This is a genomic window from Paenibacillus sp. FSL H7-0756 (assembly GCF_038006765.1).
GTDB lineage: Bacteria > Bacillota > Bacilli > Paenibacillales > Paenibacillaceae > Paenibacillus_AQ.
Genome location: NZ_JBBOVT010000001.1, coordinates 703,016 through 724,042 on the forward strand (window position 1 = coordinate 703,016; position 21,027 = coordinate 724,042).

23 protein-coding genes, 1 tRNA gene and 2 riboswitches are annotated in these 21,027 nt (G+C 50.8%); of the genes, 11 read left to right on the forward strand and 13 right to left on the reverse strand.

All coding sequences use genetic code 11. From position 1 onward, the window contains the following. The first annotated feature begins 100 nt into the window (after positions 1–100). Entirely contained in the window at positions 101–583 is a 483-nt protein-coding gene (locus NST04_RS03065; RefSeq protein WP_340750394.1) for an AbrB/MazE/SpoVT family DNA-binding domain-containing protein, read from the forward strand. Positions 584–672: 89 nt separating this feature from the next. Here the strand turns inward: NST04_RS03065 and NST04_RS03070 are convergent, their stop codons facing one another. Then, positions 673–1,179, reverse strand: coding sequence for a YwhD family protein (locus tag NST04_RS03070; protein ID WP_340945686.1), 507 nt, complete (start codon positions 1,177–1,179; stop codon positions 673–675). A gap of 104 nt (positions 1,180–1,283) precedes the next feature. On the opposite strand from NST04_RS03070, the gene NST04_RS03075 reads away from it, so the two are divergent. The 6 genes from NST04_RS03075 (at position 1,284) to NST04_RS03100 (ending at position 7,255) form a co-directional block, all read left to right on the forward strand. Next, complete coding sequence (locus NST04_RS03075; protein WP_341183120.1) at positions 1,284–3,299, forward strand: M1 family aminopeptidase; 2,016 nt, start codon at positions 1,284–1,286, stop codon at positions 3,297–3,299. A gap of 9 nt (positions 3,300–3,308) precedes the next feature. Further along, positions 3,309–4,142 (forward strand): hypothetical protein, encoded by an 834-nt coding sequence (locus NST04_RS03080; protein ID WP_341183121.1) that lies wholly within the window; start codon positions 3,309–3,311, stop codon positions 4,140–4,142. A 212-nt stretch (positions 4,143–4,354) separates the two neighbouring features. Next, a riboswitch (cyclic di-AMP (ydaO/yuaA leader) is annotated at positions 4,355–4,493 on the forward strand. A gap of 57 nt (positions 4,494–4,550) precedes the next feature. Beyond that, positions 4,551–4,979 carry a C40 family peptidase gene (locus NST04_RS03085; RefSeq protein ID WP_340946785.1) on the forward strand — a complete coding sequence of 143 codons (429 nt, stop codon included), beginning with the start codon at positions 4,551–4,553 and terminating at the stop codon, positions 4,977–4,979. A 387-nt stretch (positions 4,980–5,366) separates the two neighbouring features. Beyond that, positions 5,367–5,509: riboswitch (cyclic di-AMP (ydaO/yuaA leader) on the forward strand. 4 nt (positions 5,510–5,513) lie between these two features. Further along, a complete protein-coding gene (locus NST04_RS03090; RefSeq protein ID WP_341183122.1) occupies positions 5,514–6,005 on the forward strand; it encodes a C40 family peptidase in 492 nt (163 codons plus the stop codon). Positions 6,006–6,286: 281 nt separating this feature from the next. Then, positions 6,287–6,772: a GNAT family N-acetyltransferase gene (locus tag NST04_RS03095; RefSeq protein WP_036698915.1), complete on the forward strand. Its 486-nt coding sequence runs from the start codon at positions 6,287–6,289 to the stop codon at positions 6,770–6,772. Between the two features lie 126 nt (positions 6,773–6,898). Continuing rightward, complete coding sequence (locus NST04_RS03100; RefSeq protein WP_209879520.1) at positions 6,899–7,255, forward strand: c-type cytochrome; 357 nt, start codon at positions 6,899–6,901, stop codon at positions 7,253–7,255. A 131-nt stretch (positions 7,256–7,386) separates the two neighbouring features. Here the strand turns inward: NST04_RS03100 and NST04_RS03105 are convergent, their stop codons facing one another. Both NST04_RS03105 and NST04_RS03110 read right to left on the reverse strand, forming a co-directional pair. Beyond that, entirely contained in the window at positions 7,387–7,662 is a 276-nt protein-coding gene (locus tag NST04_RS03105) for a 4a-hydroxytetrahydrobiopterin dehydratase (protein WP_036724424.1), read from the reverse strand. A 209-nt stretch (positions 7,663–7,871) separates the two neighbouring features. Beyond that, positions 7,872–8,165: a hypothetical protein gene (locus NST04_RS03110; RefSeq protein ID WP_341015392.1), complete on the reverse strand. Its 294-nt coding sequence runs from the start codon at positions 8,163–8,165 to the stop codon at positions 7,872–7,874. Positions 8,166–8,368: 203 nt separating this feature from the next. Here NST04_RS03110 and motA point away from each other — a divergent pair, with 203 nt between their 5' ends. Further along, positions 8,369–9,169 carry a flagellar motor stator protein MotA gene (gene motA, locus NST04_RS03115; protein ID WP_036724422.1) on the forward strand — a complete coding sequence of 267 codons (801 nt, stop codon included), beginning with the start codon at positions 8,369–8,371 and terminating at the stop codon, positions 9,167–9,169. Continuing rightward, positions 9,153–9,980: a flagellar motor protein MotB gene (gene motB / locus NST04_RS03120; RefSeq protein ID WP_341183123.1), complete on the forward strand. Its 828-nt coding sequence runs from the start codon at positions 9,153–9,155 to the stop codon at positions 9,978–9,980. The genes motA and motB overlap by 17 nt, the downstream gene beginning before the upstream one ends. 74 nt (positions 9,981–10,054) lie before the next feature. Here motB and NST04_RS03125 read toward each other — a convergent pair whose 3' ends face one another. Continuing rightward, on the reverse strand, positions 10,055–10,756 hold the full coding sequence (locus NST04_RS03125; RefSeq protein WP_341183124.1) for a pseudouridine synthase: 702 nt from the start codon (positions 10,754–10,756) through the stop codon (positions 10,055–10,057). After that, positions 10,743–12,950: an ATP-binding protein gene (locus tag NST04_RS03130; RefSeq protein ID WP_341183125.1), complete on the reverse strand. Its 2,208-nt coding sequence runs from the start codon at positions 12,948–12,950 to the stop codon at positions 10,743–10,745. Before NST04_RS03130 ends, NST04_RS03125 begins: the two co-directional genes overlap by 14 nt. 429 nt (positions 12,951–13,379) lie before the next feature. Between NST04_RS03130 and tadA the strand changes: the two genes are divergently transcribed. Both tadA and NST04_RS03140 read left to right on the forward strand, forming a co-directional pair. Beyond that, on the forward strand, positions 13,380–13,883 hold the full coding sequence (tadA, locus tag NST04_RS03135) for a tRNA adenosine(34) deaminase TadA (RefSeq protein WP_445667867.1): 504 nt from the start codon (positions 13,380–13,382) through the stop codon (positions 13,881–13,883). Between the two features lie 40 nt (positions 13,884–13,923). Then, positions 13,924–14,499, forward strand: a complete 576-nt coding sequence (locus NST04_RS03140) for a GNAT family N-acetyltransferase (RefSeq protein WP_341183126.1) — start codon at positions 13,924–13,926, stop codon at positions 14,497–14,499. Between the two features lie 76 nt (positions 14,500–14,575). Here the strand turns inward: NST04_RS03140 and NST04_RS03145 are convergent, their stop codons facing one another. The 8 genes from NST04_RS03145 to NST04_RS03180 form a co-directional block, all read right to left on the reverse strand. Then, positions 14,576–15,670, reverse strand: coding sequence for a DUF6612 family protein (locus NST04_RS03145; protein WP_341183127.1), 1,095 nt, complete (start codon positions 15,668–15,670; stop codon positions 14,576–14,578). Between the two features lie 104 nt (positions 15,671–15,774). Further along, positions 15,775–15,927 carry a small acid-soluble spore protein P gene (locus NST04_RS03150; protein ID WP_076162066.1) on the reverse strand — a complete coding sequence of 51 codons (153 nt, stop codon included), beginning with the start codon at positions 15,925–15,927 and terminating at the stop codon, positions 15,775–15,777. A 12-nt stretch (positions 15,928–15,939) separates the two neighbouring features. Then, a complete protein-coding gene (locus NST04_RS03155; RefSeq protein WP_076162064.1) occupies positions 15,940–16,281 on the reverse strand; it encodes a hypothetical protein in 342 nt (113 codons plus the stop codon). 157 nt (positions 16,282–16,438) lie between these two features. After that, a tRNA-Ser gene (locus NST04_RS03160) sits at positions 16,439–16,527 on the reverse strand. A gap of 65 nt (positions 16,528–16,592) precedes the next feature. Further along, positions 16,593–17,882 (reverse strand): serine--tRNA ligase, encoded by a 1,290-nt coding sequence (gene serS, locus NST04_RS03165; protein WP_341183128.1) that lies wholly within the window; start codon positions 17,880–17,882, stop codon positions 16,593–16,595. Between the two features lie 90 nt (positions 17,883–17,972). Then, positions 17,973–18,557, reverse strand: a complete 585-nt coding sequence (pdxT, locus tag NST04_RS03170; protein WP_341183129.1) for a pyridoxal 5'-phosphate synthase glutaminase subunit PdxT — start codon at positions 18,555–18,557, stop codon at positions 17,973–17,975. Positions 18,558–18,575: 18 nt separating this feature from the next. Next, a complete protein-coding gene (gene pdxS / locus NST04_RS03175; RefSeq protein ID WP_341183130.1) occupies positions 18,576–19,457 on the reverse strand; it encodes a pyridoxal 5'-phosphate synthase lyase subunit PdxS in 882 nt (293 codons plus the stop codon). Between the two features lie 119 nt (positions 19,458–19,576). After that, a complete protein-coding gene (locus NST04_RS03180) occupies positions 19,577–20,971 on the reverse strand; it encodes a D-alanyl-D-alanine carboxypeptidase family protein (RefSeq protein WP_341183131.1) in 1,395 nt (464 codons plus the stop codon). Positions 20,972–21,027 lie beyond the last annotated feature (56 nt).

A 21,027-nucleotide genomic window follows, 5' to 3' on the forward strand; every position in this document is an offset into this window, starting at 1 on the left:
CCCCTATTTGTATACGCTTCCCCCGTTCTCTTAACTTACAATTACTGCTATAATCATATATATCTACAAAAAATATAATGATGTAAATGAGGGACATGGGATGAAAGATACAGGCATGATCCGAAGCTTAGACAGTCTCGGAAGAATTGTGGTTCCCGTAGAAATCCGCATGACACGTAATATTGACATTGGGGATCCTATCGAATTTTTTATACTGGATGAGGATATCATTGTCCTCCGAAAGTACACCTCCACAGAATGCACCTTTTGCAGAAGTCTTGATCATGTGACCTACTATAAGGATCAGTTCATTTGCAATACCTGTCTGAAGGAGTTAAGTGACCCCGATCGCGGATCAGAACCCATCCATGCCTCCCCAAGTTCAGCAGAAGAGCATCCCGAGCCAGCCCGCGGGGGACGGAGAAGCAAGACCGAAGAAATGAGTCTGCGTCTTATGAAAGCGATCGAAGATCATCCTTATGCCAACCAGAAGGAGCTTGCCGAGGTTCTCGGCATCAGTCAAGCCAGAGTCAGCCAGCTCAAGCGCAAGCTGAACACTTCCGGCAGAACAGACCCGCAGTAACGTTATTCATTCATTCATCCCTGCTTAGACATCAGATAAGGCTTGGCCCCGCTGGGGCCAAGCCTTAATTTTTTGTTCAAATGCAAGTTCTATTCCGACAGTGCGGCCTTCAGCTCCTCAGGCGAAGCGGCCCACCACTCTTCATTATGAGCCATCAGCAGGGATTTCAGCGCTGCCCGCTCGGTACTTCCAAGTCCATCCAGAATAAGCTTGCGCTTCAAGGCCGCGTCCAGCTTATTGACATGATCCGCAAGAATCTTCCAGCCGCGGCGCGCTTCGGTGTCAATCCACATCTCACAGGCGGTAATTCCGCCGTAGAACTGCCCCTCCGGAGTACGGTCAACGGCGACCCATACGACCCATACCTGTCTTCCCGCCGGAACATCCTCCCGGTTCATAGAGAATTTAATTCCCTTCTCCACTTTGCTCTTGGCATGCATGGCACCGATATCGATAACAGCGATACCCTGATCAATAATGACAGGCGATACATTGTTCAGATCAATCGAGCCTGCACCGAAGCCTTTATGCTTGGCTCTGGCGTTCACAATATTCAAGGCAATTTGTTTTTTGCCCTCCGGTTGTACGTTATCCACATGTGCACATCCTTTCCATTCACTAATTATTTAATTTTAGCTAATAATGCGGCGATTGCAAACATATACATCCCGTAGATGCTTGTCACGGGAGGAATCATAGTATGAAGCCACATTCATTAAGGTATACCCTCATCTTCGCAGTACTGGCTGTCCTCACCTTGCTTGGAGGCGGAATATGGTTTCTGTCAGGGCATAGCCCTGCCGTATGGACTGCCTCTGTTCCAAAAGAGGCCAAGTCCCCCGCCGTTATCCCCCGGCAGCAGCCCGTGCAGTCCGATCTTTCCGATACGATCTACACATCGGAGACAGAAGCTTTAAGCCAGCGCGTGGTTGAATATCACCTGGATGTGGAGCTCCTGCCCGATAAGGAGACCCTGGTCGCCTCCGAGACGCTTACCTGGACCCACCCGGGTGCAAAGCCGGTTCAGGAGCTCTACTTTCATCTGTATCCCAATGCATTCGCATCCGCCAGCACCACCTTCATGAAGGAGTCCGGAGGTACGCTTCGCGGTGACACCATGCCTGCAGGAGGTTACGGGAGCATTACGCTGACAGATTTACGGACCTCCGAGGGTGTCTCGCTGATGCAGCGCACACAATACGTGCAGCCGGACGACGGCAATGTCAATGACAGAACACTGCTCAAGGTCCATCTGCCGCAGCCGGTGAACGGCGGTGAGAGCGTGACGGTAAGGCTTAAATTTGAGGTCAAGCTGCCCAAAATTTTCGCCCGGATGGGAACCGCTGACGACTTCGTGATGGCCGGCCAGTGGTTTCCGAAGCTTAGCGTCTACGAGCCTGCCGGCAGAAGAGGACTCAAGGAAGAAGGCTGGAACCTGCATCAATACCACGGTAACTCCGAGTTCTACAGTGATTTTGGGATTTACAATGTAGCGATTTCTGTCCCGCCCGAGTATAAGGTCGCCGCAACCGGGTTTCCGGTGAGGGACGCCAAGGTTGTAAAGGGGCGCAAGATCTATCAATTCTATGCAGATGACGTCCACGACTTCGCCTGGGCGGCATCGCCTGATTTCGTGGTTGCGGAGAAGGCTTTCTCCGCCCCGCAGGTGCCCGGGGTGAAGATTAAGCTCTATTTGGACCCGCTGCACAAGCATCTACAGGAACGTTACTTCCAGGCGGCTGAGGCTGCACTGACGGCATTCAGCAAGTGGTACGGCCCTTATCCCTACTCAACCTTGTCGATTGTTGTCCCGCCGGAGTCCGGCAACGGAGCCGGAGGAATGGAGTATCCGACCCTGATTACCGCCTTCGGCGCCACGGATACTTCACCAGGCACTTCCCTGGAGCGCACAATCATCCACGAGATCGGGCACCAGTATTTCTACGGTCTGGTGGCCAGTAATGAATTCGAAGAAGCCTGGCTTGATGAGAGCTTTACCTCTTATGCCGAAGACCGGCTGATGGAACAGGAATATGGTGTTGTCTCTAGCCTCCCGCTGCAGTCCAGCCTGGTGTCCTCCTCACAGCCCCTTAAGCTGGAGACCTGGAAATATACTGGTGATGATGCCTACACACGCAATGTGTACATTCGCGGCAAGCTGGTGCTGAAGGATATCGAACGGATCGCGGGGACCAAGAATATGGATGCCATCCTCGCCGCTTATGCCCGCAAATACCGCTTCCAGCATCCGTCCACCGCCGACTTCCAGAAGGTTGTGGAGAAAGTGACCAAGCAATCCTGGCAGACTTATTTTGAACGGTATGTCTATAGCGGGGGTGCACCCGACTTCGCAGTTGATGATATCAGGCTCACGGTCAAACCGGACAACAGCGATGGCGGGGGCAGCCGCTATAGCGCTGTGGTCGATGTAAGCAATAAGGGCAGCCTGTACCCCGATGTTCCCGTTAAATTCACCTTCGCAGACGGGTACACTGTGCAGCAATACTGGAATGGCGAGGGTAAGGCAACCTCCTTTGAGTTAGCATATAAAGCGCCGCTGGTCTCCGCAGAGATCGATCCGGGGCATTCCATTCTGCTGGAGAGCAGGCATCTAAATAATTTCAGAATGGCGGAGCTCGAGCCGCGTACACTCTCCCGCTGGACGCTTAGCGCATCTGCTCTGCTTGAAACCCTGCTCGGAACTCTTGTCTGGTGAGGTGAAGGAATGGTGAAAAGTTCAATTGCCCGCGGTTGGATCAGCATGAAAGAGCAGTTCTATATACTGATTCTGCTATTTATCTACCGGCTGTTCTGGGGATATTTCCTGTACAAATTCATTAAAAGCGCGGTTGTCCCTGTCCTGCTCCGCTACCCGGATGCAAATGCCGGCGGCAGCGGAATAGGCAGGCTGCTGTATTATATCGAAGGGAAGACCGCGCTGCACACCGACCCTGCCGTCCAGCACTGGCTATGGATGCTGCTGGCGCTGACAGTGCTAAGGCTGCTGGTGACTCCCTTTATCCGTGCAGGGCTGCTGCACGAGCTTCACCAGGAGCGCGACGGAGCGCGGGGACTGTTCTTTTTTCCCGGAATGAGAAAATATGGGCTGCCGGTGCTGATGTTCAGCCTCGCTGAATGGGCGCTAACCCTCCTGCCGCTCTATTGGCTGCTTCCGCGTATGTACCGTCATCTGCTCAGCGGCGTTCTCGATGTACAGCTCCTGCTCAGGCTGGTGCCTTATGTAATGGGCTGGCTGCTCTATCTCTTCCTTGTCCGCAAGCTTCTGCTCTATATGCAGTTCGGCTATACCGCAGGTACCGGCATGTTCTCCTCGCTGCTAATCTGCCTGAAGGTGCTGATGCCTTCGATCGGTATTTCCGTCATTCTGGGGGCGGGAAGCCTGGCCGTAATTCTGCTCTGCAGCGCCTCTGCTCTGTTCTATCCCGGATTGCCGGCACTTATGCTCCGCCAGGCAGCTCCGCTGCCCTCCACGCTGTTCAATATGTGGGGAATCGCTGCCCAGTATCACCTCTGGTCCAGTAAATCATTTCCGCAATAATAAGCTGCTGAAGCGGCATACTAAAGAGAGTCACAGCCCCTTATCAGGGAGCAGGACTCTTTTTTGCTTGAACCGGAGGACAAAAGCATTTGCAAAAGGCTAAATCCTCTGATACAATGATGGCTGTACTAGTAGTAACAAACTTGTAATATTTAAAGCAAAATCTTCCGTAACTATTGCAATTTAATCAATGCCGATAAGTCACTGTTCTGGTGCACAAAACGCCGAATTCCCTGCACCGGGAAGTGGGGGAACCATATTTTGGGTGAATTGATCTCGCTTTAGAGGGGTCATAGGGGAACCTTCTACCGAATCCTTAAGCTAACCTCGCAGGCCCTGGAAGGAGTACATCTTTTGATTAGTCAGAATTTCAAGAAAAAATGCACCGCAGCAGCACTAGGTCTTGTGATGGTATTCACACTCGGAGCAGGCAGTGCCTTCGCAGATTCCAAAATGGATACTGTGATTTCAAAAACCATTGGAACATCGTATAAAACCGGGGGCACAACCACCAGCGGCTTCGACTGTTCCGGATTTACCAAGTATGTATTTAAAAATGTCGGACTTACCTTGCCCCGTACCTCCAAAGCACAGTACAAAGTTGGAACAAGTGTATCCAAGAGCAATCTGCGTTCCGGTGATCTCGTGTTCTTCAATACCCTGGGTAATGGAGTGTCCCATGTCGGTATTTATGTTGGAAACGGGAAGTTCGCACAGTCCTCAAGTTCACGTGGTGTAACCATCAGTTCGATGAGCCAGTCCTACTGGGCCAACCGTTACGTTGGCGCCAAACGAGTAATGAGCACAACAGCCTACCAAGCTGTCGCTTACGATTGAACCCTTGAAGCATACCCCGAATATTTCCGCCTCTAACAACTAAATGTAACTTATACGAGCCCGGGATGATTATTGCCGTAATCATTTCCGGGTTTTTCCTTTTCCTTATTCTACCTTTTACCCGAATCCACAGCCTTGAAACAGCATTTTCTTGCAAAAACAAAGAAAAAATCATATAAAATAATCCCTGCGCATAGATATGAGTCTTTTGAAAGGGCTATAACTCTAAAAAACAGCAAAAAAGATGCATTAATATGTTATAAGTGATTGCCAAGCGCATTAGTCTTTGTTACAATTATCGCAGTGAGCTTTTAGTAACATTTTTGTAATTATTGAATCGCTTTTAACAAAGGTTTTGTCATGTATTGAATGAACCGCTAATCCTAATCAACAGTCGTGCCGAGTTCCTTAATGAATTAGGGAAACGGGGGAACCACTTTGGGTGAATTGACCTCCTATTCTAAGAGGGGTCATAGGGGACCTTCAACCGAACCCTTAAGCTAACCTCGTAGGCATTGGAAGGGGTATTTACTTTTGAAGAAGAAGCTAGCAGCCGCAGTACTAAGCTTGTCCATTATCTTCACCATCGGAGCAGGAAGCGCTTTCGCGGATTCCAAAATGGATAAAGTGATTGACAAAGCCATCGGAACCAAATACGTGTCCGGCGGTACATCAACTAACGGGTTTGATTGCTCCGGATTTACAATGTATGTTTTTGATAAGATCGGCATTAACCTGCCCCATCAATCCGGCTCCCAGTATCAGATGGGCACTGCCGTGTCCCGTGACGAGATGAGACCGGGCGATCTTGTATTCTTTAATACCAATGGTAAAGGCGTGTCTCATGTCGGTGTTTATGTCGGTGACGGCGAATTCGCCCATGCCTCTTCCTCACGTGGTGTAACCATCAGTTCGCTGAGTGACAGCTATTACGTCAACCGTTACGTTGGCGCCAAACGAATCATGAGTACAGATGCTTACAAGAATGTAGCTTCGGATTCCCAAGACAATGATGATGTACAATAATCCTTTGTAACCAAACGCTCTTTTCCGAGATTTTTGCCGAAATCTTGGAGAAGGGCTTTTTTTTGTCTATAAAATTACTTACCCGCCTCTATATTTGTAAAACACCGATTCTGAACTTTCGGAAAATAATTATTGGCGTTTGTCAAGTTTCTGCATTTCCGCAAGGAATTTGCGTCGAAACTAGCCGTTTTTGTATATAATTAATATTAAGAACAAGCAGAAACGGCTTTGCCGCCTCTTTAAAGGATGGTACCGTTTCGTCTGGAAGGAGGCCTCGCCTAATGATAAGCTCCCCGCTAACCTTTTATGTGGTGCCTATGGAGCCGCAGCATGCCGCTGAGATCTGTGAGTGGAGCTACAAGCCTCCGTATAATATTTACGGCTGGATGTCCTGGGAGCAGATGCAGGCGCTGGGCGTGGAGTTCGGAGACCCGCAGCTGCGAAGTGAGCAATATGTATCTGTAGTGAACGGACAGGGGGATCTGTGCGGCTTCGCCCAGCTCTTTCCGATGGAGGGGGTAGTCCGGCTTGGTGTTGGAATGCGGCCCGAGCTGTGCGGTCACGGCATGGGGCATCTGTTCATGAAAGCTATTGTTCAGGCAGCACGGGCGCGTTACCCGGAGCGTGAGATCGACCTGGAGGTGCTGACCTGGAACCAGCGCGCCATCCGCGCTTACCAGAAATGCGGGTTCACTATAACGGATACCTATGAACGCCGCACTCCGACCGGCAATAAGCCTTTTTATTGCATGGTCTATGAGGAATAGCACCGGAAACAGATTGTTTTGCAAAAAATGGATCATTTGTGTTCATTTTTTTGACACACATACTATGATAACGCTTCACCATCCGCTATAATGGAGTCAGCAGCTTACATGGAGGGACGGATGCAGATGCAGAAATGGATCATGAGCGGTTTGTTTTTTGCCGCCTGTGCCTTTGCAGTAATCTTAATGTTTACCTTACCCGGTAAATCCGAGGTAGCCGAACAGAACAAGCCGACTATGCCGGAAGTTGTGCTGGACGCTGCGGGCGCAGAAGCCACAGTGAAGGCCAATTGTATCTCCTGCCACGGTGACCAGCTTCAGGGCGGGGCGGGACCCAGCCTGCAGCAGGAAGGCGCTTCGCATGACGCAGCTCAGATTTACAGCATAGTCACCAAGGGCCGCGGACAGATGCCTTCCTTCAAAGACAGGCTGGCCCCTGAAGAGATTGCCAATGTAGCTCTATGGCTGGCGGAGAAGAAATAATCCGCATCCTGTACTAACACCATGCTCCTCATTCCAAATGTATAATGCCCGTGACTAGGATAACGAATGATCCTTGCACGGGCATTTCTATTATTCAGATATTCCTGTTGTCTTCATAGGGGCCTTGTCCTCTAGCGGGTCTTCTCGAATGCCTCATTAAATTCATGCGCCTGGCGGAGATCAAGCTTCTCCACATCTGCAGCCAGCCGCAGAACTACCGTCTTATAATCAATAGTGATATGCGGGTGATGGTCAAAGGCCTCCGAAATTGTAGCTACCTCATCTACAAAAGCAATCCCCTTCATATATTCACTGAACATATATTTGCGCACCAGCCTATCCCTCTCCAGCTTCCAGCCCTCAAGCTTGCCGATCTGCTCCTGCAGTTGTTCCTCAGTTAATTGCAATTCGTTTCCTCCCTTGCTAAGTTAACGGTTTCTTGAGCCTGCTCTTTCCTTCAAATAAAACATCCCTCAGCTTCTGAAAGTCCAAGGGATGTGCCAGGCCAAAGATTTTTGATTAAATGTATTCTGACATCCCGGCAATTAGTACTCCACTTCCAATTTTAACATGGCCGGATGCCCGGGACAAACCCGCTGCCGCATTTTCCCCTGCTTTATACAAGAACGACCGAAGCCAAATCCTCATCGCCCAGCAGAATATTAATGCGGTGTGTTTCTTTATCGTACATTACAACTCCGCTGCCCACCTGAATGACCGGCTCATTGCCCAGCGCGTAGAACAGGTCTTCCGCAAGCGCCTCCCAGACCTCCTGCCTTGATTCCTCCGGCAGATTCGTCCACTCTTCAGGCTCCATTTCAAAAAAAATGTACCCGTCTGAAATCCGTCCAACGGCTCCTGTCAGTTCAACCAGAATTTCACCGTAATCTCTGCCATGCTTAACTCCCACATCAATCACTCCGTTTTCTTCGCTGATGAATAATAACCTACCTTATCTATTATAGCCGAAAAAATCACTTCACAAAAAAGGGAATGATGTCGATAAAGAAGAATATACGTGATTTGGTTACGAACAGAGTGTTCTCCCGCGGTTCAAGGACGAATTACGCGGTTAGTCGATCACTTCTTAATTCTCATGGACGAGGTGCATAAATGGAAATCTCAACAATTCTAGGCCTGGTTTTTGGTCTGATCGCAGTAATCTGGGGGATGATACTCAAGCATGCTCCGCTTGCAAGCTTGAACAACCCCGCTGCCTATGTCATTATTTTTCTTGGCACGGCTGCCTCCATCTTCATGGCCTTTCCGATGTCGGAAGTCAAGAATTTCCCTAAGCTGTTGAAAATCCTTTTTACGAAGAAAAAAATGGTCGGCAAGCCCGAACTGATTACCATGTTTATGGAATGGGCTTCCATTACCCGCCGCGAAGGGCTGCTTGCCCTGGAGTCCAATGTCGATGAGATTGAAGATAACTTCCTCCGAAACGGCATGCGGATGATTATTGACGGAAACGATCAGGAGTTCGTCCGTGATGTATTAATGGAAGATATTCATGCCACTGAAGACAGACATAAAGCCGGAGCCTTGATTTTCTCCCAGGCCGGGATGTACGCACCTACGCTGGGGGTACTCGGTGCTGTTATCGGGCTGATTGCCGCCTTGGGGGATATGAGTAACATGGACGTCCTGGCCCATGCGATTGCCGGTGCCTTCATTGCAACCCTGCTCGGGATATTCACCGGTTATGTTATGTGGCACCCTATGGCGAACAAGCTGAAGCGGATATCCAAACGCGAGATTGAAGTCCGCCTGATGATGGTGGAGGGCCTGCTCTCCATTCAATCCGGGGTATCTACCATTGCCATTAACCAGAAGCTGTCCGTCTTCCTGACTCCGTCCGAGCGTGCCAAGCTGAGCGAGAAGGAGGGGGCTTCCAGTGAGCAAAAAGACTAGGCATGAGGAACATGAAGAGCATGCCGATGAATCCTGGCTGCTTCCCTATTCCGATCTGATGACCCTGCTCGTTGCTCTGTTCCTTGTTATGTATGCCATGAGCGCTACGGACGCCGTGAAATTCCAGCAGATGGCTGAAGCCTTCAATTCAGCACTCAGCGGCGGCGGCGGCGTCCTGGAGTACCGGTCGGATTCTCCGACCAACACCCAGCTGGACCAGGGCAAGCAGGATAAAATGAACAGCGTGATTGCCAAGAATACCGGCACCTCCGATCTGTCCAAGCTCCGTGCCAAGGAGCAGGAAGATCTGGAGAAGCTGAAGAAGCAGTTCGACCAGTACATCAAGAACAATGGAATGACCGATCTGCTTAGCACGAAGCTGAATCAGTCCCAGCTGATGATCACGATTAGCGATAATGCCCTGTTCGCTTCGGGACAGGCTGTAGTGAAGGATGAATCCCGCCAGTTGGCCAAGTCGATCTCCAACATGCTCCAGCAATTTCCCGATTATGAAGTGCTGGTACAGGGACATACGGATAATATCCCGATCTCCAACAGCATGTACTCCTCCAACTGGGATCTCAGTGTAGCCCGGGCCCTTCAATTCATGAAGATCCTTCTGCTAAATCCCAACCTGGACCCGACGAAGTTCAGCCCGACCGGCTCTGGCGAATATCATCCCATAGCCAGCAATGCTACGGCTGCCGGGCGGGCCAAGAACCGCCGGGTAGAAGTGTCCATCCTTCGTAAATATAAGGATGCTGCTGCCGAGACTACGGATGTCTCTCAGTTGGCCGCTCCCGGCAAATAAAGAAAGAGCTGTTCTGAAGGGCCTATCCGGCCCGTCAGAACAGCTCTTTTAGTTTGCCCGCCGCTCCCGGCAGCTTATTGCAGCTGATAGTTCAGCATAGCTCCCAGCTCTTGCTTCTCCTCTTGAGACAGCTCCCGCCATTCTCCGGTCTTCAGCGCGCCAAGGCGGATATTCATTACCCGGATACGCTGCAGCCGCCGCACTTCATAACCGAAGGCGCTGCACATGCGGCGGATTTGCCGGTTCTTGCCTTCGGTCAGCACGATACGGAATACCCGCTCACTAATCCGCGTAATCTCACAAAGCAGTGTCTTGCTGCCCAGAATTCTCACGCCGGTGGACATACCGGTCAGGAAAGAAGGCGTAACGGGCCGATCTACAGTGACTACATATTCCTTCTCATGCTTGCCTTCCGCGCGCAATATTTTGTTAACAATGTCACCGTCATTGGTCAGCAGAATCAATCCCTCTGAATCCTTGTCGAGCCGCCCGATCGGGAATATCCGCTCCTCATGCCCTATGAAATCGACAATATTGCCTTGAATATGCGCTTCTGTGGTAGAGGTAATGCCCACCGGCTTATGAAGCGCGATATACACGATCCTGCTGCCCGTCTGAAGCGGCTGGCCGTCAATCAGCACAATATCCCCGGCTTCTGCCTGGCTGCCCAGCATAGCGGGCTCACCGTTGATGGTGACCCGTCCTCCCTCAACCAGCTTGTCTGCTTCACGGCGTGAACAGTAGCCTGTCTCACTGATGAATTTATTGATTCTCATGTTCGTCTTCACTCCGTTCTATATTCATACCGGCCGGAGGTACTTGCTCCTTCGCTTCAGGCAGCTTGATGATTACCTGTGCCCCCCGGCCATACTCGCTTCTAATCTCCAGGCTGCCCTTATGGGCCTGAATGATCCGTTGGCTGACCATTAGGCCAAGCCCGGTTCCGGACTCTTTATTCGTAAAGAACGGCTCCCCCAGCTTAGGCAGCATATCCTCAGGGACGCCTCCGCCCTCATCTGTAATCACAATAACGACAGAATCCGCCTGCTCCTGCTGCTCCACGGTAATCGTTCCCCCGTCTGGCATCGCTTCTATTGCATTTTTGATCACATTGATAAATACCTGCTTCAGCTGATTCTCTTCACAATGCACCATGGCGGGTACTCCCGAGAAATGCGTGGTGAATTCAATACCGAACAGGTGGGCCTGACTGTCCAGCAGCGAGATGACATCGCCGACAATATGCCGCAGATCCCTCTGCTGGAAATGAACCGCCTGCGGCTTTGCCAGAATCAGGAACTCACTGACAATCATATTGATCCGGTCCAGCTCCGAGAGCATCAGATCAATATGCAGCGGAACGAGAACCTTCTTCTCCTGCTGAAGCTGCAGGAAGCCCCGCAGGGTGGTCAAGGGATTGCGGATCTCATGGGCAACGCCTGCCGCAAGCTGGCCGACTGTAGTCAGCTTCTCCGAGCGTCTAAGCAGCTCCTCAATCCGGTTGCGCTCGGTCATGTCACGGGATACATGGACAACCGACTGCGGGTTGCCCTCTTCATCCCGGATAACCGAGCTGCTGACGCTGACCTCTACCAGGGAGCCGTCACGCTTCAGCCTGACAGTCTCAACAGGCGACAGAGATGCTCCGTCCTTAAGCTGCTGCAATCGTATACTCTCCTGTTGCTGCACGGTGGCAGGAACCAGATAAGGCGGCTTGACCAGCGCATCCGCAGCACCCCATCCATAGAGGTCCTCGAAGGCTCTGTTCGTACTGATGATCCGTCCCTCCATATCCACGGTGTGGATGGCATCTGAAGTGCCGTTAATCACTGACTCCAGATGCTCCTTCACCGCACGGTTCTCCTCCAGTGTCTGCCCCAGCCGGTTCGTATGCTGCAGCAGATGTGAGGTCATCGCATTGATGCGCTGGGCCAGCTGTCCAAGCTCATCACGGCTGGATACATTAAGCGGAGGCTCAAATTTTCCCTTCGCCACATCATTGACCTTAGCCAGTATATCCTGAATCGGGCGTGTAACTACACCGGCCAGGACATAACTGGCCAGAAGGAAGATAATCAGCAGCAACACCGAGGTAGTGATATTATTGAACAGCTGCTCCCGGATGACCGAGGAGATCGCCTGGTAGTCCATGACTACACTGATCACATAATCCGCGGCTCCCGGGCGCTCAATCGGAATAAAGCTTTTGAGCACTCTTTTACCCAGCGCCTTCGTATCCAACGTTACCGGCTCGCCCTTATTCAATGCTTCACGGATAGCCGCCTTGTCCTCTGCAATATTGCCATATGAATAGGTGCCGTACTGAATAGGACGGTTCCGCAGCTTCGTGTTCTTGGGATCTGTGCCATCAGGCAGCATGCTTGAGGCTCCGAAGGTCTTCGGATTAATTCCCGTAATCTCCAGAATCCCGGGATTTACAGCTTTGGATTCCTGGATGATCTCATCAGGACTCATAATTTTGACATAATCGCTTACCGCTGTACTCCGGACGAACGGATCTATGATATAATTGCGGGCCCCGTCATAATAATAGCCCCATTTATCAATATACTCCGGATTGGAGGTTGAATATTCAAACGGCCCGGACCAGAAATTCTCCAGGGACTGCCCCTGATCGACAGATACGCGCTGGCCTGCAAACAGCTCCAGAAAAGCCACATACCAAAAACCCATGCCCTTGGTCGAAAGTCCAATCTCTGCAGGATCTGAAGATTTGGCTACGATAATATCATCCGCAGTCTTCACCAGCAGCGAGATATTCGACACCCCCAGCTTGGTGGATAGCGCCTTCAATTGTTGATTAGTAATATTCCTGATATCCGGGTCCAGCTCATAGGACGCCAGAATGGCAGTCAACCGCAGGTTCTGGGCAATTTTATCCTGCACGTAATTCGAGCTGTAGCCGCTCTGCTCCACCGATACGGCAACCTGCTTCGCAGTGATCTTCATGTTGCTTACGCTCTCATTACGCAGATTATTCCGGGCAGCATAAAGATTGAGTGTAAGATTAAGCATCAAGATTAAGAGCACCGAGCCAAAAATAATCGCTGATAGTTTCGTTTTTATGGACAAGCGTATTGTTCACCTCTTATCCGCTGGTAAATCCTAGCGGGCATTCAACATAATCATACCTTTTGCCCTTCCATTTGAAAAGGCCTTTCCCTACAGCCGGGCGCTGGCAGATATTGAATTATCGGGACACTTTCTCTACAATAGGTAAGAAACCATCCACAGGTTATGCACATATAAACATTTTGCTAAATCGCGATGTGCACAATTTTGTGTATAAGTCGGTCGTTATCCACAGAGTTATACACAATTTGTTAAGAACGAATATTTGTTCGTTGGACAATGGGCATAGAAGAAGGGAAGATGCATTTGATTACCAGGCTTGAAGAACTGCCGCCGGAGGAGCGGGCCATTCATGAACATTGGATGACAGAAGCGATAGGAGAAGCCCGCAAGGCTGAGGCCTTGGGCGAAGTACCGATTGGTGCCGTGGTCGTCCACGGAGGCCAAATTATTGGCCGCGGATATAATCTGCGTGAGACAACGCTCGACTCCACTGCCCATGCAGAGATGGTGGCGATCCGGGAAGCCAGTACAGTCCTGGGCTCCTGGCGTTTGCTTGATTGCCGGCTCTATGTTACCCTGGAGCCTTGTCCCATGTGTGCAGGGGCGATGGTGCAGTCCAGGCTGCCGCTTACCGTGTATGGCACGCCAGACCCCAAGGCCGGCTGTGCAGGGACCCTGATGAACCTGCTGGAGGAGTCACGCTTTAACCACCGCACAGAGGTCATCCAGGGCGTGATGCAGGAGGAGTGCGCGGAGATGCTGACCTCCTTCTTTCGCAAGCTGCGGAAGCGGCCTGCGAAGCTCTAGAAAGTCCATTAACATATTATACTTATAAGGAGAATACGAGATGTCCTACAAGCTGTATAACAACGCACAGGGGATCTATCTCTCGCTGCTGGAGCTTAATGATGCTGAGGAGCTGCTAAGCCTTCGTCTGCGCAACCGTACCGCGCACCAGCAATTCGAACCCCTGCGTGATGAAGATTACTTCACCCTGGAGAGCCAGCATCAGCTAATTAACCAGCGTATCCTGGAAGCCCGGCTGGACCGGGCGTATATGTTCGGCATTTATCTGCTCAGCGGAGAGCTGATCGGCCAGATTACGATCTCTAACGTAGTGAGGGGAGTCGGACAATTCTGCGATATCGGCTATCTGATCGATCATGAGCAGCAAGGGCAAGGACATACCAGCGCTGCTGTGCACCTGATCCTCGGGTACGCCTTCCGCTCCCTGGGGCTTCACAGGGTACAGGCTGCTATCCTGCCTCATAATACCGGTTCACGCAGAGTGCTGGAGAAGAACGGCTTCCAGGCTGAAGGAATTGCACGCCGCTTCATCCGGATCAACGGCGAATGGCAGGATCACCGCACCTACGCCATTCTGGCTGAGGAGTTCCTGCCAGAGGAACAGCAATCCCCTTAACCTTCATATGTGCAAGCTAAAAACCCGTATAAGCGGAAATCGCTCATACGGGTCTTTAGCTTGCGGAACTATGGTATTAATAAGTACTCGTACCTGTGTTCCCGAACTGCTGCTGCAGCTCTTCCAGAGTGATGACATCATCGCCTTGCGGAATGCCAATCTTGAAGGTCTGCTTCTCATTGATCTTGCTGTATTGGTTGCTTGCATTCATTGATAAGGTAACATTCTCACCCTTGTCAGGATCACTAACCTTGATGTTCATGAGCATATCCTGGTATACCGGATAATCATCTTTGTTGACTGCGGTATTCAGATGGAACTGGTTAATAGTGAGGTGCTTGTTCAGATCAGCCAGGCTCTTGTCGAACTCTGCACGGGCTTCACTGGATTGAAGCTGTTCCTTGGCTTCGGCCAGCTTGGCAGGCTCAACCTGCAGCAGATCCTTGTATTCTTCTTTGCCCAGAATATCAATAATCTTCGGCATAGCGTTGTTCACCAGAATGGTGAGTGCCTCTTTGACGTTATCGTTGGTAACCTGGAATTGAACTACCTGCTTGGCTTCTACGCCTTCAGGCAGGTTTGCATCCTTCGGTTTGATATCATTGAAATACTTGGCTTGATCGTATTCACCAAGCAAGGTATTCATCACTTCATTCGACAGCTTCTGCACCTTCTGTGCATCCATCTGTGCAGGATTGAATTCAGCCCCCTGCTCTTCAGCCAGCTGCTTCAGATCCAGCTCTACGAATTTGTTAACGATCGTCTCAGGGATCGGCAGGAACGGAATCGAAGGTATTTTGACATACAGCTTCTGTCCGGTCATCACCATTGGAACTGTGAAGGACATAGCCATGTCCCCTTTCAGATTCAGAACAGTTGTCATTTCTGTCTGCATCGGCTCTGCCTGGTAGACTCCATCGATGGTAAGCTCGGCGTTCTTAAGCATGCTGAGCATCTGGCCCGTTGAAGCATCTGCTTCATTGGTACCTGTGTCTATCGACAGATCATTAATAACTAATTTTGTCTTCATTTCGTAAGATGTCATAGCTGTAGCTTTGGCTGCAGCTGAAGTCAGAGCCTCCTTAGGCTCCTCTTTCTTTGCACATCCCGGCAGAATTACTGCAGCAGTTAACAGTAACGCAGCAGCGGATAACCCCCACTTTTTGTTCATTATTTTTCTCCTCTCCCATGTAAAAAAATTCTTTCCCCTCCCTAATGATAAACCATTTGGCAATTATGAGAAACATTTCTCTTCATTTTCATTTAAAATTGTATTTAACCCTGCGGATTATGATGGTCCACATGGTTGGCCTGCTTCACCTTTTTAGACCCGGATAACGGCGCCGGACCTGAAGAATGGTGCTCCTTGCGGGGTCCCTGATTGTCCTGCTGTACGCCGGGTACAGGCATGCTCTTGGGTTTGCTCATTGGATTAGCCTCCTATGGATTGGTTAAGCCCTGAAGGGCTTGGGCACATTCATGAATCTGTCTCGTATACTGCTGCGCCAACAGCTGAACAGCATCCAGCTGTTCATCCGCATGCACCCCGGCCTGCTCGGCGTCAAGCAGATCTACAGCAACCTCGCGGCTATCCACATAGGTACAGCGGAAATCCAGCGAATACCCCTGCCGTCCCGCTGCATTGAAATGAATAAGCAGACTGTTCTGGTTGGCCGCATCCCCCTGCACACTGAAGCTATCTCCATTCTCCATCAGTTCGGGCAGCCGCTCCTGCCAGGCAGACACCAGACTCTGCTGATCTACTTGCAATTGTCGGTCCATCTTTATCATCAGCCTCCTTCTCTAATACATTGCGGAGAAAGCCGGATTTTTATTCCCGCTGGAACAGCTTCCGGTGAAAAAGAGACCTTAGCGGATACAAAAAAACCGTCCTCGTGAGAGAACGGCTTCTATCTGCACTTATTTAGATGTAAAGGAATGGCGGAGAGGATGGGATTCGAACCCATGTGGGCTTGCACCCTAACGGTTTTCAAGACCGCCCCGTTATGACCGCTTCGGTACCTCTCCAATGCATTGAAATTTCACATGCATTAGGAATTATACCACGCCCCGCAAATAATATGCAACTATTATTATTGAGCTGTTTTTGCAGAAATGGATTTCACATTACGCATATACGGCTGCAGGCATTCCGGAATCAGCACACTTCCGTCCTCCTGCTGGTAATTCTCCAGAATAGCTGCTACGGTACGTCCTACAGCCAACGCAGAGCCATTCAGCGTATGCACGAATTCAGGCTTAGCCTTCGGGTCCTTGCGGTAACGGATATTGGCCCGTCGCGCCTGGAAGTCCTCGGTGTTGGAGCATGAGGAGATCTCACGGTACATGCCGCTCTCAGGCAGCCATACCTCAAGGTCATACGTCTTGGCAGAGGTGAATCCCATATCCGCCGTACAGAGCAGCAGAACGCGGTAGGGCAGCCCCAGAAGCTGCAGCACGCGCTCAGCGTCGGCTGTCATCTTCTCCAGCTCCTCATAGGAACTCTCCGGGCTGGCCAGCTTCACCAGCTCCACCTTGTTGAACTGATGCTGGCGGATCAGACCACGGGTATCGCGTCCGGCAGAACCTGCCTCAGAACGGAAGCAAGAGCTGTAGGCTACATGATACTTCGGCAGATCACCAGCCGTCATAATCTCTTCACGGTAATAGTTCGTCACAGGCACTTCGGCCGTAGGAATCAGATAATACTCTGTATCCCGCAGCTTGAACAGGTCCTCTTCGAATTTGGGCAGCTGCCCTGTTCCATAGAGGCTGTCCTTATTAACAATATAAGGCGGCAGCATCTCTTCATAATTATGTTCCCCGCTGTGCAGGTCCATCATGAAATTGATCAGGGCACGCTCCAGTCTGGCACCCAATCCTTTATAGAAGACAAACCGGGAGCCCGTAACCTTCGCCGCTGCCTCAAAATCAATGATATCCAGCTGCTGTGCCAGCTCCCAATGAGATTTTGGAGTGAATCCAAGCTCTGTAGGCTCTGACCAGCGGCGCACTTCAACATTGTCTGCTTCGGAGGTGCCCACAGGCACCGATTCATGCGGAATATTCGGGATGCTCATCGTCAGCTCATCAATCTTGACCTCAAGCTCACGCACCTCATCATCCAATTCCTTTATCCGGTCAGATACCGTTCGCATCTCTGCGATCAGATCATCAGCAGGCTCACCATTCTTCTTCTTCTTGGCTACGTCTCCGGATACAGTGTTCCGGCGGTTCTTGAGCCCTTCAGTTTCCTGGAGCAGCTCACGGCGGCGCTGATCCAGCGCCGGGAAGCCGGATATCAACTCCAGCGACTTTCCTCTTTTATTCAGTGCCTCTTCTACTCTTGCATAATCGCTGCGCAATACTTTAACATCTAACACAAAGTTTCCCTCCTGAAAACAGCCCAAACTCTTTCAAAATGCTGTTTTGTTTGCAGCTTTGAAAGAGTCAAGATGTCCTTATATGCAGTTCTATAGATTGGCTGTCATACTGTCCTCTACCATGTCGGCAAAATATTGATGCAGCCTGTAATCATCAGTCAATTCCGGGTGAAAAGAGCAGGCCAGCAGATGGCCTTGACGCGCGGTTACAATCTCATCCTTATAGAGGGTCAGCACCTCGATATCCGGGCCCACCTCTTCAATAAGCGGAGCGCGGATAAATACCGCCCGCACCGGGTCAGCAATCCCCTTAATCTCCAGGTCACATTCAAAGCTTTCCCGCTGGCGGCCAAAGGCATTCCTGGCCACGGTAATATCCATCAGCTCCAGATGACCTGCTTCGTCTCCGGCAATCCGCTTCGCCAGCACGATCATACCGGCGCAGGTGCCGAAAATAGGCTTGCCTTGATCCGCGAACGCACGGATCGCTTCAATAAAGCCGTATTTGCGCATTAACTTCCCGATTGTTGTACTCTCGCCGCCGGGAATAATCAAGCCGTCTACCCCGTCCAGCTCCTCAACCCGCTTAATGGGCAGGCCCTGCGCGCCGGTCTTCTCAATACTGGCAATATGCTCTGTTACAGCGCCCTGAAGCGCCAATACTCCAATTCTCATCCGGAAGCCTTCTCTCTATTAACGGCCGCGTTCCGACATGCGCTCAGCCGGGGACAACGTGGCGATATCAATACCCTTCATCGGAGCGCCCAGATTCTTGGACACTTCAGCGATCAACTTGTAATCCGTGAAGTGAGTTGTCGCTTCGACGATGGCACGGGCGAACTTCTCAGGATTGTCCGATTTGAAAATGCCCGAGCCGACAAACACCCCGTCAGCACCCAGATGCATCATGAGTGCGGCATCGGCAGGCGTAGCTACACCACCGGCTGCGAAGTTAACGACAGGCAGCTTGCCCAGCTCGTGAACCTCCAGCAGCAGCTCATAAGGAACACCCAGCGTCTTAGCTTCATGATATAGCTCATCAGGCGACAGCCCAGTCACCTTGCGGATCTGGCTGTTGATGTGGCGCATATGGCGGACCGCTTCCACGATGTTGCCGGTTCCCGGCTCACCTTTGGTACGGATCATAGAGGCTCCTTCGCCAATCCGGCGCAGCGCTTCCCCAAGATCCTTGGCTCCGCATACAAAAGGAACCGTGAATTCGCGTTTATTGATATGGAACACTTCATCGGCAGGAGTAAGCACTTCACTCTCATCGAGATAGTCTACACCCAAAGATTCGAGAACCTTGGCTTCCACATAGTGGCCGATCCGCGCTTTGGCCATCACAGGAATACTTACTACCTTGATGACCTCTTCTACAATAGTAGGATCAGCCATACGTGCGACACCACCCGCAGCGCGGATATCGGAAGGTACACGCTCCAGGGCCATAACGGCAACTGCGCCCGCGGCCTCAGCAATTTTCGCCTGCTCTGCATTCATGACGTCCATAATGACGCCGCCTTTTTGCATTTCTGCCATGCCTCTTTTGACTCGCGAAGTTCCTGTTTCCATATCTACGCCTCCCGTTAGATCTAACCTAATCTAACATGTAATTTTACCGCAAGGCTGTAATATACACAACCTATTTACTGGGATTTTGTCGTGAAGCCGGGGCCAGTGCCCCTGTGAGGCTAGAACAGGTTTTTAATTCCTTTGAACAGATCACCGAAAAAATCACCGATGGCTCTCAGCAGCAGCTTGAACCAGCCCGCCTTCTCCGCTTCCTCGGCAGTAATCAGGTTCACCGTCTTCTCTTGTGTCTGAGACATTCCTTCAATCTTATAGGAGTACGTGACCTTACCTACCTTGCTGGCTCCGGCAATCGGAGCGACTAGCGTAGCCGGATCATTCGTGACCACAGTAGTCTTGATCTGCGGCGATACAGTACCCTTAGGAACCATGAACGTTACACCAGCATCCGTCACTACGGATACCTCTTTATTCTTGCCCTTCAGCACAGGCACAGTCTCAGTGCCGGCAATCACGGCCTTAGGTGCAACTACCTGCTTAATCTCAAAATTATTAAAGCCGAAATCCAGCACCTTCTTCGTTTCGGTGAAACGGTGGGCCTCGGAGTCCGCTCCCATTACTACGCTAATTAGACGCATGCCGTCACGCACCGCAGTACCGGTGAAGCAGTTACCGGCGTTGGTCGTATGTCCGGTCTTCAATCCGTCCAGTCCTGGATAAGCGTAAGCCTTGAAATTGGGGATATCCTTATTGGCTTCCAGCATCCAGTTGTAGTTAATCATCGGCTTGGAATCACGCTCACGGAATTTATACGATTGAATTGTCGTAAAATCTGTAAACTCAGGATGGTCCGTAACAATATACTTGGCGAGAATCGCTGCATCCATTGCAGACATTACCGTCTCACGGTCCTCTTCAGGCCGGTATTTGGCAGGCATGTCCTTCCGGTCCAGACCGGTGGAATTAATGAAATAAGCCGTCTTCATCCCCATCTTCTGTGCGGTCTCATTCATCTGGGTCACAAACTGCTGCTCCGAGCCGGATACCAGTTCAGCCAGAGCAACTGTAGCATCATTGGCAGAGCCTACCGCCATCGCTATGTAGAGTTCTTTAACCGTATGTTCATCGCCCGCTGCCAAAAAAATACGTGAGCCGATCTGCTTGGACGCATTCTCCTGTATAATGACCTTCTGATCCCAGGAAATCTTGCCGCTATTCACCGCTTCTGTTACAAGGTATTCTGTCATCATCTTCGTCATACTTGCCGGAGGCATAGGCTGGTCCGCATTAAGCGAGAGCAGAACTTCACCTGTAGTAGGTTCAATCAATACTGCAGATTTCAATTTCAGTCCTAGGGATTCCACGGTTGGAATCTTGGCTACTGCCGTTTTGGCAGGGGTAGCCGCCGCCTTGGTTCCAGCCTCTGTGGTAGCCGGTTTATTCACTGCCTCTGCCATCGCAGAAGCCGCAGGAAATGCCAACATATTTAAAAGCAGACCTGCTGCCACAGTCTTAATCACAATTTGCTTACTGCTTAGTTTTCGCTTGGCCTTCAATGATTAACTCTCCTTTAATCCTCAGATCAGTGCTTGTTCTATTCTAACACAGGGGT